The sequence below is a fragment of the Sphingomonas sp. BL-S-28 genome (genome assembly GCF_055521515.1).
On record NZ_CM145483.1, the window covers coordinates 1,731,883 to 1,748,806 of the forward strand.

General features: G+C 64.2%; 13 protein-coding genes. 5 read left to right on the top strand and 8 right to left on the bottom strand.

Annotated elements, in window-relative coordinates:
- Positions 1-930, bottom strand: a complete 930-nt coding sequence (locus tag ACZ1JC_RS07365; protein WP_465140194.1) for an electron transfer flavoprotein subunit alpha/FixB family protein — start codon at positions 928-930, stop codon at positions 1-3.
- Between the two features lie 27 nt (positions 931-957).
- A complete protein-coding gene (locus ACZ1JC_RS07370; RefSeq protein ID WP_465140193.1) occupies positions 958-1,716 on the bottom strand; it encodes an electron transfer flavoprotein subunit beta/FixA family protein in 759 nt (252 codons plus the stop codon).
- An 85-nt stretch (positions 1,717-1,801) separates the two neighbouring features.
- Here ACZ1JC_RS07370 and ACZ1JC_RS07375 point away from each other — a divergent pair, with 85 nt between their 5' ends.
- Positions 1,802-2,614 (top strand): FadR/GntR family transcriptional regulator, encoded by an 813-nt coding sequence (locus tag ACZ1JC_RS07375; protein WP_465140272.1) that lies wholly within the window; start codon positions 1,802-1,804, stop codon positions 2,612-2,614.
- Between the two features lie 69 nt (positions 2,615-2,683).
- Complete coding sequence (locus ACZ1JC_RS07380; RefSeq protein ID WP_465140192.1) at positions 2,684-3,874, top strand: CaiB/BaiF CoA transferase family protein; 1,191 nt, start codon at positions 2,684-2,686, stop codon at positions 3,872-3,874.
- Positions 3,875-3,921: 47 nt separating this feature from the next.
- On the opposite strand, the gene ACZ1JC_RS07385 is transcribed toward ACZ1JC_RS07380, so the two are convergent.
- Positions 3,922-5,061 (bottom strand): acyl-CoA dehydrogenase family protein, encoded by a 1,140-nt coding sequence (locus ACZ1JC_RS07385; protein ID WP_465140191.1) that lies wholly within the window; start codon positions 5,059-5,061, stop codon positions 3,922-3,924.
- A 143-nt stretch (positions 5,062-5,204) separates the two neighbouring features.
- On the opposite strand from ACZ1JC_RS07385, the gene ACZ1JC_RS07390 reads away from it, so the two are divergent.
- Entirely contained in the window at positions 5,205-6,437 is a 1,233-nt protein-coding gene (locus ACZ1JC_RS07390) for a LysR family transcriptional regulator (RefSeq protein WP_465140190.1), read from the top strand.
- 6 nt (positions 6,438-6,443) lie between these two features.
- Here the strand turns inward: ACZ1JC_RS07390 and ACZ1JC_RS07395 are convergent, their stop codons facing one another.
- From ACZ1JC_RS07395 to ACZ1JC_RS07415, 5 genes are all read right to left on the bottom strand, one after another.
- Complete coding sequence (locus ACZ1JC_RS07395; protein ID WP_465140189.1) at positions 6,444-7,928, bottom strand: aldehyde dehydrogenase family protein; 1,485 nt, start codon at positions 7,926-7,928, stop codon at positions 6,444-6,446.
- A 30-nt stretch (positions 7,929-7,958) separates the two neighbouring features.
- The gene (locus ACZ1JC_RS07400; RefSeq protein ID WP_465140188.1) at positions 7,959-9,587 is read right to left on the bottom strand and encodes a GMC family oxidoreductase; all 1,629 of its coding nucleotides are present in this window, start codon (positions 9,585-9,587) and stop codon (positions 7,959-7,961) included.
- Entirely contained in the window at positions 9,584-10,939 is a 1,356-nt protein-coding gene (locus ACZ1JC_RS07405) for an MFS transporter (RefSeq protein WP_465140187.1), read from the bottom strand. The genes ACZ1JC_RS07400 and ACZ1JC_RS07405 overlap by 4 nt, the downstream gene beginning before the upstream one ends.
- A 77-nt stretch (positions 10,940-11,016) precedes the next feature.
- Positions 11,017-11,949 carry a PDR/VanB family oxidoreductase gene (locus ACZ1JC_RS07410; RefSeq protein WP_465140186.1) on the bottom strand — a complete coding sequence of 311 codons (933 nt, stop codon included), beginning with the start codon at positions 11,947-11,949 and terminating at the stop codon, positions 11,017-11,019.
- Positions 11,950-12,098: 149 nt separating this feature from the next.
- The gene (locus ACZ1JC_RS07415) at positions 12,099-13,412 is read right to left on the bottom strand and encodes a Rieske 2Fe-2S domain-containing protein (RefSeq protein WP_465140185.1); all 1,314 of its coding nucleotides are present in this window, start codon (positions 13,410-13,412) and stop codon (positions 12,099-12,101) included.
- Between the two features lie 249 nt (positions 13,413-13,661).
- On the opposite strand from ACZ1JC_RS07415, the gene ACZ1JC_RS07420 reads away from it, so the two are divergent.
- Both ACZ1JC_RS07420 and ACZ1JC_RS07425 read left to right on the top strand, forming a co-directional pair.
- Positions 13,662-15,977, top strand: a complete 2,316-nt coding sequence (locus ACZ1JC_RS07420) for a TonB-dependent receptor (protein WP_465140184.1) — start codon at positions 13,662-13,664, stop codon at positions 15,975-15,977.
- 70 nt (positions 15,978-16,047) lie between these two features.
- Positions 16,048-16,827, top strand: coding sequence for an SDR family NAD(P)-dependent oxidoreductase (locus ACZ1JC_RS07425; RefSeq protein WP_465140183.1), 780 nt, complete (start codon positions 16,048-16,050; stop codon positions 16,825-16,827).
- Positions 16,828-16,924: the final 97 nt, after the last annotated feature.

The window sequence follows — 16,924 nt, forward strand, 5'->3', positions numbered from 1 at the left end:
TCAGAGCTTGCCGGTCAGTTCCGGCACGGCGCTGAACAGATCCGCCACGAGGCCGACATCGGCGACCTGGAAAATCGGCGCGTCCTCGTCCTTGTTGATGGCGATGATGGTTTTGGAGTCCTTCATGCCCGCAAGGTGCTGGATCGCGCCCGAGATGCCGACCGCGATGTAGACTTCGGGAGCCACGATCTTGCCGGTCTGGCCGATCTGGTAGTCGTTTGGCACGTAGCCCGCGTCGACCGCCGCGCGCGAGGCACCGACGGCGGCGCCGAGCTTGTCGGCAAGCGGCATGATGACCTGTTCGAAGGTTTCCGAGTCCTTCAGCGCGCGGCCGCCCGAGACGATCACCTTGGCGCTGGTCAGTTCCGGACGTTCCGACTTGGCGAGTTCGGCGCCCACGAAGCTGGAGAGGCCCGCGTCACCGGCCCCGGCGACGTCTTCAATGGCAGCCGAACCACCCTCGGTAGCGGCCTTTTCGAAGGCCGTGCCGCGCACGGTGATCACCAGCTTGGCATCGCTCGATTCGACGGTGGCGATGGCGTTGCCGGCGTAGATCGGACGGGTGAAGGTCTTCTCGCCCTCAACCGAAAGGATGTCCGACAGCTGCATCACGTCGAGCAGCGCGGCGACGCGCGGGGCGACGTTCTTGCCGGTGGTGGTGGCGGGCGCCAGGAACGCGTCGTGGTGGCCCATCAGCTCCACGATCAGCGGGGCGACGTTTTCGGCCAGCGCGTGTTCGTAGGCGGCGTTGTGGGCCACATGGACCTTGGCGACACCGGCGATCTTCGCGGCGGCTTCGGCAGCGGCGCGGCAGCCTGCCCCTGCGACCAGCAGGTGAACTTCACCCAGCTTGGCGGCAGCGGTGACGGTGTGGAGCGTCGCGTCCTTGACCGACGCGTTGTCGTGTTCGACCCAAACGAGCGTCTTCATCGTTCTAATCCTTCCCGGGCTGTGCCCTCAGGCTACACCCAGTTCCTTGAGCTTGACGACGAGCGCATCGACGTCGGCAACCTTGACGCCTGCGACACGGACCGGCGGTTCAGAGACCTTGAGGGTCTTGAGGCGCGGGGCGATGTCGACGCCGTAATCGGCGGCGGTCTTCACATCGAGCGGCTTCTTCTTCGCCTTCATGATGTTCGGCAGCGAAGCGTAGCGCGGCTCGTTGAGGCGCAGGTCGGTGGTGACGATCGCGGGCAGCGACAGCTTCACGGTCTCCAGACCGCCATCGACTTCGCGGGTCACGGCGACGTGGTCGCCCCCCAAATCACCACCCAACTCGACCTTGCTGGCGAAGGTGCCCTGCGGCCGGCCGGTGAGGGCAGCGAGCATCTGGCCGGTCTGGTTCGAATCGTCGTCGATCGCCTGCTTGCCCAAGATCACGAGGCCGGGATTCTCTGCGGCGACGATCGCCCTGAGGATCTTGGCGACGGCCAGCGGCTCAACCTCTGCGTCGGTCTCGATCAGGATCGCACGATCGGCGCCCATCGCGAGCGCCGTGCGCAGCGTGTCCTGCGCCTTGGCCGGGCCGACCGAGACGGCGACGATCTCTTCAGCCTTGCCCGCTTCCTTGATGCGGATGGCTTCTTCGACCGCGATCTCGTCGAACGGGTTCATGCTCATCTTGACGTTGGCCAGGTCAACACCCGTGCCATCCGCCTTCACGCGCGGCTTTACGTTATAGTCGATCACCCGCTTTACGGGCACGAGGATCTTCATCTCTCCGCTCCTTGTATAATGGTTGGACCATTAATGTTTTGTATCTGTCTGTCAACCAAGTGGTCCGGGCATTGCGCAATTGGCGATGATCGGAGTACGCTTATTCATCGCCGAAGAGAGAAGAGCAGTGGCCACAGCAAGTACCGAAAAGCCTGCGTTCGCGCCGATCAAGACGCAGCGCGCGTTCGAAGTGATCTGCGAGCAGATCCGTGCCCAGCTTGCGGCCGGAACGCTTAAGGCGGGAGACAAGCTCCCCTCCGAGCGTGAATTGGCAGCCCAATTCCAGGTCAGCCGAGGTGCCCTGCGTGAGGCTCTTCGCAGTTTGGAAGTTGCAGGGATTATTCGCAACCTCAAAGGCGTGAAGGGCGGGGCAGTTATTCAGTCGGCCGAACCTGACCGAATTGTCCAGGCCATGCAGGATTACGTCCACTTGGGCGATATCTCACTCGATGAGTTGACCGAGGCGCGCATCGCCATCCAGGATATCGTCGTGCGCCTTGCCTGCGAGCGGGGAACCGAGGAGCATTTTGCCGAACTGGAAGCGATCGCGGAGCGTACGCGAGAGGAAACCTCGGTGGAGGCGCGCTACGAATGTGCTGCTGCCTATTACGACGTGCTTGCCCGCGCGACGGGCAATCGCATGTTCGGGATCTTCGTCGATTCCCTTTCCGGCATCCTACACGAATTCGTGCGCGGGCCCGGTTACGAAACCTTGCAGGAAACCCTGATCGAATCCCGCTTCAAGCTGATCCGCTTCCTGCGGGCTCGCGATGCCGAAGCTGCGGCGGAGGAAATGCGCAAGCATCTGGAGCGCGTCTATCGACACGTCCGCAAGAACATCAAGGCGCAGGGGAGCGCTCCGCGAAAGCGAGCCAAAGGCGCGTCATCCAGCGAATGATTGACCCCGTCTCGACTCCAGTGCAAAAGGTAGGACCATTAAATATTATGTCCTATTGGAGTGGCGAGGATGGATCGAAACCCGAAGCAGGAGGGTGGCGACGCGCTTGCGGGCGTGCGTGTACTGGATTTCACATCGGTTATGGCAGGGCCGTTCGCCACGCGGATGCTGGCTGATCTGGGCGCGGATGTGCTCAAGATCGAGTCGCTGGAAGGGGATCAGGTCCGCGCCCGGCCACCGCTGCGCGACGGTCGCTCCGCCTATTTCGGGCATCTCAATGCCGGCAAGCGCAGTCTGGCGTGTAATCTCAAATCGCCGGAAATCCGCGATCTCATCCACCGTCTGGCGGCAGATTACGACGTGGTGGTCGAGAATTTCCGGCCCGGCGTGATGAAGCGGTTCGGGCTCGATTACGAGACGCTTGCGCAGATCAATCCGCGCCTGATCTATTGCTCGATCTCCGGGTATGGCCAGCAGGGCCCCAAGGCGCACTTTCCCGCCTATGCGCCGGTGATCCATGCCGCCAGCGGCTTCGACATGGTCAATCTGCACTATCAGGACGATGCCAACCGGCCCGCCACATCGGGCATTTTCGTGGCTGACGTTTTGGGCGGAACGCATGCGTTCGGCGCGATACAGACAGCGCTCTATCAACGCGAACGCACCGGTGTGGGCCAGTACATCGACCTTTCCATGCTGGAAGCAATGGTGGGCATGCTCGTATTCGAGACGCAGGAAGCGCAATTTCCGGGCGGTCCCCGACGACCGCTCTACACGCCGCTCAGAACGCAAGATGGCTTCGTTATGGTGGCGCCGACCAGCCCCAAGAACTTCGAGCAATTGACCGAGGCGGTGGGCCACCCGGAATGGCGCGAAGATCCGCGCTTCCTGACCAATGCCGATCGCAATGCGAACTGGACAACCATGCTTTCGCTCGTGGAGGAATGGACCACCGGGCGCTCGTCGGCGGAGGCGGAGGACGTTCTCTCGCGCCACGGAGTGCCTTGCGGGCGATATCGCGAGATGGACGAAGTTCTTGCCGATCCTCAACTTGCTGCGCGCGGTGCCATGTCGAGGGTTGAAGATGCGGCCGGTAGCTACCTCGTTCCCAATCCGCCCTTCACTATGAGTGCAAGCCGGGCGCAGGCGCGTTCACTGGTTTCCGGATTGGGGGAGCACGGCGAAGCGGTGCTATGTGGGGAGCTTGGGTTGGACCAACAGGCGATTGCCGCTTTGCGGGCCAACGGCCAGATCATTTAGGACGAGATGGAGGAAGGGCAGGGACCGGTTCCCTGCCCTTTGACTTGTCAGCGAAGCAGTTCCTTCGCGATGGTATTGCGCTGAATTTCCGAAGACCCCTCGTAGATCCGCGTAATGCGAATGTCGCGGTAGAGGCGCTCCACCGCGAAGCCGCGGCAGTAGCCGGTGCCGCCGAAGATCTGGACGGCCGTATCGACCGTGCGGCTGCCCGCCTCGGTCGCGAACAGCTTGGCCATCGAGGCGAGTTCACGGCGCTTGTCGCCCTGGTCATAGCGCCAAGCGGCATCGAGCAGGATCAGCCGCGCGGCGCGCATGTCGGTCGCCATGGTCGCGATGTAGTGGCGGATCGCCTGGAAGTCCGAGATCACGCCGCCAAAGGCAGGGCGCTGCTTCGATTCCTCGATGGCGAGTTGGAGCGCGAATTCGCCCATGCCCACCGCCGTCGCGCCGACGTTCATGCGGCCTTCGTTGAGACCTTCCAGTGCATAGCGGAAGCCCTGGCCCTCTTCGCCGAGCAAGGCATCGGCGGGGACCTGGCAATTGTCGAAGCTCAGTTCGAACACGCCGGGCGTGGCCGTGCCCATCAGTTCGATCGTGCCGGTTACCGAGAAGCCGGGCGTATCGGCGGGCATGAGGAAGGCCGAGATACCGCCGCGCGAACCTGCGGACTTGTCGGTATAGGCATAGACGATAACGTACTTGGCCTTCTTTCCGTTCGAGATGAAAGTCTTGCTGCCGTTGATCACCCAACCGTCGGCATTGCGGACGGCGGTCGTTCGCATGGAGCCCGGGTCGGAGCCGGAGTTCGGCTCGGTCAGCGCAAAGGCGATGCCGATTTCGCCGGTGGCCATGCCGGGCAGGAGGTGTTCGCGCTGCGCTTCACTGGCGTGATAGATGATGTTCTTGGCGCCCGGGCCCATCAGCGGGCGCAGTTCGGTCCAGAACTGGGGAGGCAGGTGCGCCAGCTCGATCTGCACTGCCGCCTGCGCCAGAGCGCCAAGGCCGAGGCCGCCGTATTCTTCCGGCAGGGCCATGCCGAAATAGCCGTTATCGACCAGCGTCTGGCGCACGATCGGCGGAACTTCGCCGGTCTCCACGAACTGCTGTTCCAGCGGCAACAGGTCGCGAACGATGTCGCGGGTGACGTCACAGATATTCCGGACGTCTTCGGGAAGTTCGAAATCCACGGAAAGCCTCTCCTCTTGGCATGAACGGGCAATACCCGTCACGAGTCATTGACCTAATGGTCGTACCATTCAATATATAGGCCGTCCATGCGATTTTTCCGGGCTTGGTGCCGGAGCCCCCATGGCGTAGAGCAAGGAAGTCCATGACGACCGATCCGTTCGACCTGAACCTGCGGCATCTGCGAGCCCTTCTCGCGATCCGCGAACACGGCAGCATCACTGCTGCGGCCGATGTTGTCAGCCTTTCGCAACCGGCGTTGACTCAGGGCCTTGCCAAGTTGGAGCAGCAGTTCGGGTACACGCTGTTCGAGCGCCGCTCGGGTGGCATGGTCGTCACGCCGATGGGCGAGATCGTTATCGAGCGTGCCACTCTGGCGCTCGATCACCTTTCCACGGCGGCCAAGGGGCTTTCTGCGGTTTTCGCGCATCCCGAACGGCTGATGACGATGACGCAGTTGCGCGCTTTCATGGCCCTTGCCGAAGCGGGGAGTTTTTCTGCGGCCGCACAGACCACCGGCCTGTCGCAGACGGCCGTGCATCGCGCGGTCGGCGATCTGGAACATATGATCGGCGGCAAGCTGCTTGAACGCAGGGGGCGGGTGGTCTGGCTCAATCCGGCGGGAAAGAAGCTGGCGCGCGGAGCCCGCCTTGCCAGTGCCGAAATTGCCGCCGCCATTGCCGATCTGGGCCTGGACAGCCGCAGCGGCAGCGAATTGATCGCATTCGGCGCGCTGCCGCTGGCGCGGCCCTATCTCGCCCCAGCCGCCATGGCCGGGCTCGCCCGTGAAGAACCGCGCGCGGCATTCAAGGTGCTGGAAGGCAGTTGGCGCGAACTGGTGGAGCCGCTGCGCGACGGGGTGATCGATATGGTCGTGGGGGCACTGCGGCCTTATGAGATCGCCGACCTTTACCAGATGCCGCTGGTGGAGGACCGTCTGGTGATCGCGGCAGGAAGCCAGCATCCGCTCGCGGGCGTGGAGCGACCGACGATGGAGCAGCTTTCGGCCTTTCCCTGGATCGTTGCACCGGCCAATTCGCCCTTGCGCGAACAGTGGCAGGAATTGTTCGAAGGGCGTGCGCTGCCGCCTACTCCCATCGAATGCGGTTCGGTCATGATCATCGGCCGCCTGCTGACCGACGGCGATTTCCTGACCCTGCTGTCGCCCGACCAGGTCGCGCTGCAGATCCGCAGTGGGCTTCTCACCCAGATCGGTGCGCCGCTCGAACACAGTCGCCGTGTCGTCGGCATCACCACGCGGCGCAGTTGGCGACCTACCGCGATCCAGCGGCGCTTCCTCGATCTGCTCAAGGAAAGCGCCGGGCAAATCCGCTCGGACTTCACCCAGCCCGATCTGCGCGCGTCGGGCTGGGTATAGCCCCGATCAGTCGAGGCTGATCCAGACGGCTTTGGTTTCGAGATATTCCTCGATGTGATGCGGGCCGGATTCGCGTCCGAATCCGCTGACGCCGAAGCCGCCGAACGGCACGCCGGGGTCGAGCATCTGGTAGCAGTTCACCCAGACCGAACCGGCGCGGATGCCCCGAGCCATGCGATGCGCCGTCGAGAGATCGCGCGTCCAGACGCCGCTGCCGAGGCCGAAGGGCGTGGCGTTGGCGCGCTCCAGCACTTCGTCGATGGTGTCGAAGGAGAAGGCCGAGAGCACCGGGCCGAACACTTCCTCCTGCGCGATGGTCATGCCGTCCTGAACGTCGGTGAAGATCGTCGGCGCCACGAAGAAGCCATCATCATAGCCGGGACCCGCAAGACGTGCGCCGCCGACAAGTGCCTGTGCGCCCTCGCTCCGAGCGCCCTCGATATAGCCGAGGATCTTGTCCATCTGCGGCGCCGAGACGACCGGGCCGATCTGCGTCTGCGGATCAAGCGGATCGCCGACCCGGATCGTGCGGGTGAAGGCGGCAAGGCGCTCCATGAACTCCTCGCGGATCGAGGACTGAACGAAAAGCCGCGTGCCCGCGCTGCAGATCTGGCCGGAGTTCGCGAAGACCGCCATGGCGGCAGCCGGGATCGCCTTGTCCAGATCGGCATCGGCGAAGACGATGTTGGGCGACTTGCCCCCGAGTTCGACGGTTACGCGCTTCATTGTCGGCGCCGCGGCCTTGATGATCTTCTCGCCTACCCCGGTCGATCCGGTGAAAGCGATCTTGTCTACGCCCGGATGTGCGGAGAGCGCCGCGCCTGCATCACCGAGGCCGGTCACGACGTTGATGACGCCCTTAGGCAGACCCGCTTCCAGGCACAGTTCGGCAAAGCGCAGCGCCGAAAGCGGCGTCTGCTCGGCGGGTTTCATCACCAAAGTGCAGCCGCTCGCCAGGACCGGGCCGGTCTTCCACACGGCCATGCCGACAGGGCCGTTCCAAGGATTGATCGCGGCGACCACCCCGACCGGCTCCTTCAGCGTGTGCGACAGCACATCGCCCGGCGCGGAGTTGTTCAGCGTATCGCCCGCGATCAGTGTCGCCTGGCCCGCATAGTAGCGCAGCAGCGCGGCGGCGCGGGTCTTGCCCAGCACGGTGCGGGACAGCGGCGCGCCCAAGTCGAGCGTGTCGAGCATCGCCAGTTCTTCGTAATGCTCTTCCACGAGATCGGCGAGGCGCAGCATGATCCGCTGGCGTTCGGTGGGCTTCATGCGCCGCCATGGCCCTTCCAGCGCCGCGCGCGCCGCCTTGACGGCGCGGTCGACATCCTCGGCATCGCCTTGCGCGACCATGGCGAGCAGGTCGCCGGTCGCGGGATTGCGGGTTTCGAAGCGTTTGCCCGAGGCGGCGGCTACGCGCTGGCCACCGATCAGCATGTCCTGCTCCATCGTTTCGAGCAGGGCAGGGCGGGCTATAGAGGTCAGTTCCATGTCGAACTCCTTGGAAATGGGGGGCGCCGGTCAGGCGGCGATGTTCGAGGCGGCGGCGTCCTCAAGGATGAAGCGTGCGGCGCGCTCGGCGATCATCATGGTTGGGGCGCTGGTGTTGCCGCTGATGATCTCTGGCATGACCGAGGCATCCACCACGCGCAGGCCGGAGACTCCGCGCACGCGCAGACGGCCGTCGACTACCGCCATCGGATCGGAGTCCGGGCCCATCTCGCAGGTGCCGGTGGGATGATAGGCCGTGTTGACGATCTTGCGCAGCACCGCATCGATCTCGGCATCGCTCTGATGCTGCGCGCCGGGCTCGATCTCCGCGCCGGTGAGCGGCGCAAGCGCGGGTTGGGCGAAGATGCGCCGTGCCTCGCGGAAGCCCGCGATCAACGTCTTCATGTCGTAGGGATCGGCGAAGAAGTTGGGATCGATCACCGGCTTGTCCTCGGCCCGGTTGCTGGCAAGGCGGACAGATCCGGCACTGCGCGGGCGCAGCAATTGGACGAGCCCCATGTAGCCATGGCGGCGCGGAATGGCGCGGGCGTCGAGCTTCAGGCCGACCAGGAAAGTGATCTGGATGTCCGGCCGGCCGCTGCCATCGGTACAGAGAAAGCCCCCGCATTCCGCCACGTTCGAGGCAAGCATGCCGGTGCGGCTGACGAGATATTGCAACGGACTGGCGAGGATGCGGGGCAGCGACTTCGCCGAGACAGCGTAGGATTCCCCGCTTGGGTTCTCCATCGCGACATGGACCGTGGGATGGTCCTGAAGATGCGCGCCGACGCCGGGAAGGTCGTGGAGCGGTTCGATGCCCACTTCGCGCAGATGGTCCGCCGGGCCGATGCCGGAGAGCATCAGCAATTGCGGCGAATTGGTCGCGCCCGCGCAGAGCACAATCTCACGCCGGGCATGGAGCACGCTGCGAATACCTTCGCGCTCGATCTCGATCCCGGTTGCGCGGCCCCGGTCGAACACGATGCGGCGCACGAGGGTCTCGTCGAGCACGGTCAGATTGGGGCGCCCCAGCGCAGGGTGCAGGAAAGCGCGTGCGCTGGAAAGGCGGGTGCCCTTGCGCTGGTTGAGGTCGTAGCGGCCGAAGCCGTCCTTGCGCTCTCCGGCGAAGTCGTCGTTGCGATAGTGTCCGGCCTGTTCGGCGGCGTCGAGTATTGCGCCGGTGACCGGATTGTACGAACGCGGCTTCTGTACATCGAGTTCGCCGCCCTTGCCGTGCCACGGCTTGTCCGGCCCGGCATAGTTCTCGACCGCTTTGAAGGCAGGCAGCACGTCCTCGTAGGACCAGCCTGCGTTGCCAGCGGCCTCCCAGGCGTCATAGTCTTCCTTCTGGCCGCGGATGTAGACGCCGCCGTTGATCGCGCTGCATCCGCCCAGCAGCTTGCCGCGCGGGAAGTTGATCGTCCGATTGCCGACGGCCGCATTGCCCTTCAGGGATTGCTTCCAGTTGGTCTGGTCGCTTGGCAGCAGGAAGATGTTGCCGACCGGCATGACGGTCTTGAGGTTTACCGGCCATTTCCGATCGGACGGTCCCGCCTCGATCAGGGCGACGCGATTGCCGGGTTCGGCGGAAAGGCGATTGGCCATCAGGCTTCCGGCCGATCCGGAGCCGATCACGATATAGTCGAAGCTGTCGTTCACGCGGTCAATTCCTTGCGGCCGGGTGAGAGGCGGCCGAGCGGCGGGACATGCCCGCGCACGGCGATGAAACCCAAGGCATTGACCAGCATGAGTGCGGCCAGAATGCCGAAGAACAGGAAATTGCCGCCGCCGATCAGACTGGCGCCGGCCACCGAACTGACGATGGCCCCGGCGCGGCCGGCGGCGCCCATCAGGCCCAGGCCGCGCGCGCGCACCGCTGTCGGGAAAGCATGGGCGCCCACCGCGAACATCGCCGACTGTGCGGCACTGGCGAACAGGCCCAGCGCGCCGAGGCCCGCCAGCATGGCGGTCTCGTTGCTGCCCCCGCTGGTCTTCAGGAAGGCGAGGAAGAGGCATGCCGCCACACCGACCAGCGCCATCAGGATCAGGGTCGGGCGTGAGCCGAAGCGCATGATCGCCACCGAAGCGCCGATCGCACCCAGCGTGCCGCCGAGGTTGAAGCTGGTGAGGCCCAGACTGGCCGAGGCCAGGCTGAAGCCGGAGGAGAACAGCAACGTCGGTGACCAGTTGAACATGAGGTAGATCATGAACATGCCGGAGAACATCGCCAGCGAAAGGGCGAGGCTGTCGCGCAGCAGCCGCCCTTGCAGAAGCGCGGCGAACGGTACGTCCTCGGCCGCTTCCACGGTGGCGGAGCCGCTCCGCAATGGCGCATGGCCGATCCGGCGCATCAGCCGCTCGTACTGGGCGCGCCGCTCGGGGCGGCTTTCGAGGAAGCGCGGCGATTCCGGCAGGATGAAGTGGAGCAGCACGGTAAAGGCGATGGTCGCAATGCCGGCGAGATAGAACAGCCAGCGCCAGCCCAGCACCGGCAGCACCGCCGCCGCGGCAATCCCGCCGAGGATGCCGCCGATCGATACGCAGACGACGCCGAAGGTCACCGCCACGCTGCGCCAGCGGGTCGGCGTGAATTCGGCGATCATCGCGCTGGCCGTCCCGGGCACGCCGCCGAGGCCGACGCCGGCCAACGTCTTGAGGAGAGCGATGTGCCAGAGGCTGGTACTCGTACCGGTCAGCAGCGTTGCTACACCGAACAGGGCGACGCCTGCCAGCAGGGCGCCGCGGCGGCCGAAGCGGTCGCCGATGTAGCCCGCTGCCAACGTCCCGATCGCCATGCCCACGAAGCCCATCGCGAAGACCACGCCAAGCGCGTCACGCCCGATCGCCCACTCCTTGAGCAGTGATGGGGCGGCAAGGCCCAGCATCTGGTTGTCGAGACCGTCCAGTACGACGGTCGCCGCTATCATCAGCACCGTCCATACCTGGAAGGACGACATCGGTGCGTCGTCCAGCAAGCCCTTCGCGTCCCGGTCTGTCGCGATGATCGCCACAGCTTCTCCTCTTCATGGGGTCTTTGCCCCTTTTGTTATCGCCGGGATGGCCAATCCCGCTGTCGATGGCCGAGGGTTCAGATGTCGAGGACGAGGTTGGCCGTCTTCGCGCCCGAGCAGCAGACCATGATCGAGCGATTGGCGGCCTTTTCGTCTTCGCTCAGAAAGTGGTCGCGGTGGTCGGGAATGCCGCCCAGAACCTTGACCTCGCAAGTGCCGCAGACGCCTTCCGAGCAGGCGAAGCCAACGTCGACCCCGGCGCCGAGCAGGGCATCCAGCATGGTTTCGCCTTCGCACACCGTCAGCGTCTTGCCGCTGCGCGCGAGTTCCAGCGTGTAGCCGCCCTCGGTCGCCAGTTCGGTCTCGGCCGAGAAGTATTCGATATGGGCATGGCCCTTGGGCCGCGCGGCATTGGTGGCGACGAAAGCGTCGAGCATGCCGTTCGGGCCGCAGCAATAGAGATGCGCGTCGGCCGGTGCGGCAGCGCAGATCGCGGCAAGGTCGAGCCGCTGCGCCCCGGGCAGTCCGTCATAGACGACGTTGACGCGGTCGTAGTCCTCGATCCGCTCGACGTAGGCAGCGCGTTCGGGCGTGGCGGCGACGTAGTGCAGTTCCCAGGTCCGGCCCAGCTTTTCGAGGCGGGCGATCATTGGCAGCATCGGGGTGATGCCGATGCCGCCCGCGATCAGCACGGTATGCGATGCATCCTCGACCATCGGGAAGTTGTTCTTTGGTTCCGAGATCTCCACGCGGTCGCCCACGCGCCATTCCTGGTGGATGTGCTTCGAGCCGCCGCGGCTGTCGATCGCGTGATGGACGGCGATCTCGTAGTAGCCGCGAATGGCGGGATCGTTGACCAGCGAGTAGCTGCGGGCAAGGCCCGGCTTCAGTTGAACGTCGATATGCGCGCCCGGTTCGAAAGCAGGCAGCAGGCCGCCGCCGACGGGTTCGAGCACGTAGGAATTGATGCCTTCCGCTTCCCAGCGGATGGTCCGAATGAATGCCTGCATCACACTCTCCTTGAGGCACGATGCGTCCGGTGGTCGCCCCGATGCGCGATGGATCGGCGCCCGTGGGAGACCCTCATGCGTCTCGTCACCCTCTGTCCTTTTCTTTCTGGCGGGACGGTGCATAAATCGCACTATCCCGCCGGTTTCCATTACTCTGCCGCTTCAACGGTTTCGGGCCAGCGAACGGCCCTTGCAAGCGCGGACTCATACGCGTTCTGCAGGCTGTCCTGCGGATCGTGGAGGAACGATCCGGCGCGCGCGCGGTAGAAGATCGAAGGATCTTCCACACCCGGCGGCACCACGCCCTTGTTGACGAAGGCGCGCGCGGCGATCAGGGCGCGGCGGCGGACGCGGGCGATCATCTGGTCGGTCGGGGCCAGGTTCTCGAAGCTGTGATCGGTGATCGGGCCCATGCTCTCGGTCACGGCCTGGTCCTGCATCGTGATATTGGCGATGCCGGTGAACTGGGTGCCGTTGCGTTGGGATTCGCGGTCGATCGCCCAGTCGTTGGCCTCGCTGTCGGGTGAGCGCCAGCGGCCGAACCAGTCGGTGGTCTGGGGGGCATATTCCAGCGGGCCGAACAGCGGGGTGCCGTCCTTGAGCGTGGAGGTATAGGCCGGGTTGCCGGCGTCGACGCCGCAGGTGATGTCGAACAGCATCGAATGCTCGTCGTCCATCGGCACCCAGGCGCGGGCGATGGCGCGCGTAGTGAAGCGGTTATTGGGCGTCTGCGTCCAGAACGGGAACATGTAGTGCGCCACACGCCATGACATCTGGCCATCGTCGTTGGGGCGATACCCGCCGTACATGACACCCCAGTCCGACTGGAGCACTTCGTACTCCGGCGCGCGGTTCAGCACGGTCGGGCGCATCGGGTGATCTTCGTCGAGATCGTCCGCCTCGATCGAGCCGACGTGGAGGAAGCCGACGTGGCTGGTATCGATGTCGCCTTCCAGCGCCTGAAGCCAGTTGCAGTCGCGCTGGAGGCACCAGATCTCCGCATCGGGGTGCATGGTCGCCTCGATATCGGGAAGCGGCGGCGGGCTGGCCTGGTTCTCACCCATGTAGACCCAGATCAGGCCATTGGCCTCGTGGGTCTTGTAGGCCTTGGCGTGGACCTTTTCCTTGAAGTCCATCCGGGCGGGCACCGAGGGCATGTCCACGCACTTGCCGTCCACGTCGAACTTCCAGCCATGATAGACGCAGCGGATGCCGTTCTGCTCGTTGCGGCCCACGAAGAGCGAGGCGCAGCGGTGCGGGCAGCGGTGGTCCATGATGCCGACGCGGCCGGAGCTGTCGCGGAAGGCGATCAGCTTTTCGCACAGGATCATCAGGCGCACGGGATCGCCATCTGCCTTCACTTCGGAGGAGAGGCAGGCAGGCATCCAGTACTGGCGCATGAACGATCCCATGACCGTTCCGGGGCCAACGCGGGTGAGGTCGGTGCTGTCTTGTGGCTGCATGGTTCAGGCTCTTCCTTGGTCGTCTTCGATCGCCTCGACCCTCCTCTTGAAGCCTGTCCTTCAGGTGCGGGGGTGGCGGTTCTCGTTTGCCCTTTCGAGCTACCCGCAGATTTCCGCCAACCCCAATCGGAATATGGTCTTACCATTCGAAAACCGGGATGAAACTATTGCCAGCGATATCGTTTGCGGCTTCTCCCTGGTCTCAAGGTGGCAGCTAAGCCGCGACAAAACCCTTGGGGAGAGCCTTCCATGACATTCAAGTATATGACTTCCGTTGCAGCCTGCGCGCTTTCCGTCGTGGCGTTTATGCCCGCGCATGCACAGACTTCCGCGGCCGCGGACCCCTCCGGAACGGCCGGGCCGGATGCTGCCGGCGCAGCCGAGGCTTCACCGCCTACCGATTCTCCGTCCGAAGCGCGCTCGGGCGGCGGTAGCGGCGTGCAGGACATCATTGTTACTGCCCAGCGCCGCGCGTCCACCGTGCGCGAGGTGCCTTTCTCGATTGCGGCCTTCGGCGGCGAAGCATTGCGCACGGAACAGGTCTTCAGCCCCACGGCGCTGACGCAGCAGATGCCGGGCATCACGATCAATACAGCGGACAAGTCCCTGTCGATCGTGGCGATTCGCGGCAACGTGTCCACGTTCCGCACGGCAACGCTGGATACGCCGGTCGCCTATTTCATGGATGACATCTACTACGTCTTCAACAACGACCTGAACGCGAACTTCTACGATATCGACCGTGTGGAAGTGTTGCGCGGCCCGCAGGGCACGCTGTTCGGCCGCAACGTGGTGGGCGGCGCCATCGCCGTCATCAGCAAGAACCCCGAATTCAAGGACGACTACTTCTTCCAGGCGACCGGCGGGAACGCCGGCTACTTCCGCAGCGAAGGCATGCTGAACACCTCGCTGGTGGAGGACAAGATCGCCGCGCGCTTCGCGTTCAGCACCGAAACGTCGGACGGCCAGATCGATACGCCCAACCAGTCTGGCAGCTACGGCAAGACCGATGGTTACGCCGCACGCGGCAAGCTGCTGTTCCAGCCTACCGACACGCTGAAGATCGTGCTTTCGGGCGACTACAGCTACACCAAGGGCAATGGCGGCGCGATCGGCCTAGGGATCGGCGGCAATCAGGTAGTGCCGGACACGTTCGGAGACTTCACCAATGGCAAATGGGTGAACAACGACTTCGCCGCATCGCCCTATCGTCAGCGCCTGCGTGGTGGCTACCTGCGCGGGGACCTGGATCTCCTTGGCGGCACGCTTACCGCGATCACCGGCTATCGCATGAACGACAGCCGCGCGACCAATGACGACGTGCCGGTGGGAACCGAGGTTCCGGTGTTCGACCGCCGCCAGGTGGTGCGCAACCGCAGCTTTACGCAGGAAGTGCGCTTTGCCTCGGCACCGGGCGTATTTTCCTACGTCGTCGGCGCCTACTACCTCTCGGCCGACGTTTCGACGGAGAACATCTTCAATTACAGCCCGCTGCCGGGCTCTGCCGTTCCCGCGAGCATCCGCCGCAACCCGGATATCACCAATATCACGCGCGTTCAGGACGGCAACGTTCGCAGCATCGCCGTATTCGGGGAAGCGACGTTGAAACTGACCGATCAGCTGTCGGTCGTGGCGGGTGGTCGCTATACCTCTGATCGCAAGACGATCGATTACCACGCCTATTCGACCACCGACGCCGGCGCGATCCCGGGCTTCGGGTTCCCCGGCGAAGTGATCGCGTCGGGCGGCAAGACCTGGGGCGCCTTCACGCCGCGTTTCACGCTGAAGTACCAGCCCACCGACAAGATCAACCTCTATGCGACCTACGCCAAGGGCTTCAAATCGGGCGGCTTCGTAGACAACGCCTACCTCAATCCCACCATCCCGCTGGCGCCGGAACATGCCGAAAACTACGAAGTCGGCGCAAAGACACGGTTGTTCGACAACATGCTCGATTTCAACGTCGCCCTGTTCCACCAGAAGACCAAGGATCTCCAGAACTTCTCAGGCGCGGGCGGCATTGCCCACACCTACAACGGCACGCTGAAGATGAAGGGCTGGGAAATCGAATCCGTCCTGCGTCCGATGGACGGCCTGCGCCTGACGGGCAACTATACGCACCTGATCGGCAAGTACACTTCGCTCGAAGATCCACTGGTCGGCCTCGACTACTCGGGCAATCCCGCGAAGTTCGCGCCGCGCGATGCCTTTACCATTGGCGCCAGCTATGATGCGCAGCTGGGTAACGGTGCGACGCTGACGCCGCAGATGGACTTCAGCTATTCGTCCCGCATCTCGACGGACGATGCCAATACGCTGCGGCTTTACGAGAACCTCTACAACGACACGCGCGGCCGCACGCTGAACGCACGCTTGAACTACGAATCCTCGGACGGCCGCTGGACGGTCGGTATCTGGGGCAAGAACCTCACCAACAACTATCAGATCGTCAATGCCGACGACATCACCGCGTTCCTTGCGGTGCCCGGCAATGGCACCACCTATTGGAAGATCTTCACCAATACGCCGCGCACTTATGGCGTGACGATCTCCCTGCGCCGCTGACGGCCTGGTGGGGAGCGGGCGTGCCGTTCCCCACCTTTTTGACAGAAATTCAGGAACCAAGGAACTCGCGATGACCACGCCTACCCAGCTTCCCCAGAACGGCAGCTTTTCCTTCGCGGGGCGCACGGCCCTCGTTACCGGCGGTGGACGCGGGGTGGGTGAGGCCGTCGCGCGGGAGATTCACGCTGGCGGGGGCAAAGTAGCCGTCAGCGATCTGGATCTCACCGCCGCCGAAGCGGTGGCGTGCTCGCTCGACCCGTCGGGCACGACTGCCATGGCCATCGCGCTCGACGTTCGCAGCAAGGACGATTTCCTTGCCGCGCGTGACCGGATCGCCAGTGAATGGGGGCGGGTGGATATCGTGGTCAATAACGCGGGCCTGGCGCGGCGGACGCCCACCCAGGATATCAGCCCCGATGAATTCGACGAGATCGTCGCCATCAACATGCGCAGCGTATTCCTGAGCTGCCAGATATTCTCCGAGCATATGAAGGCGAACGGTTATGGCCGCATCGTCAACGTCACCTCGCTGGCGGGCCAGAACGGCGGCACGGTCGCCTCACCGCACTACGCCGCTTCGAAAGCGGGGGCGATCATGCTTTCCAAGTATTTCGCGCGTTATCTCGCTGGAACCGGTGTGACCGTGAATGCCATCGCACCCGGCCCGATCGACACCGCCAAGGGCCGCCTTTCGGAAGAGCAGATCGCACGCGTGGAGGCGGAAGTGCCGGTCGGCCGGTTCATGGAAGTGGGTGAGATCGCCGCCGCTGTTGCGCTCGTCGCGTCGGATAGAGGCGGGTTCTTCGTGGGCGCCACGCTTGATATGAACGGCGGGCTCTACTTGCGCTGACACGCGTGGCTCGGTGGTCATCCCGCTTTTCCAATGGCTTTATTCAAATGCGATTGGAGGCGGGATTTCCGCGCGGATAGCGTATGCCCACAAAGCA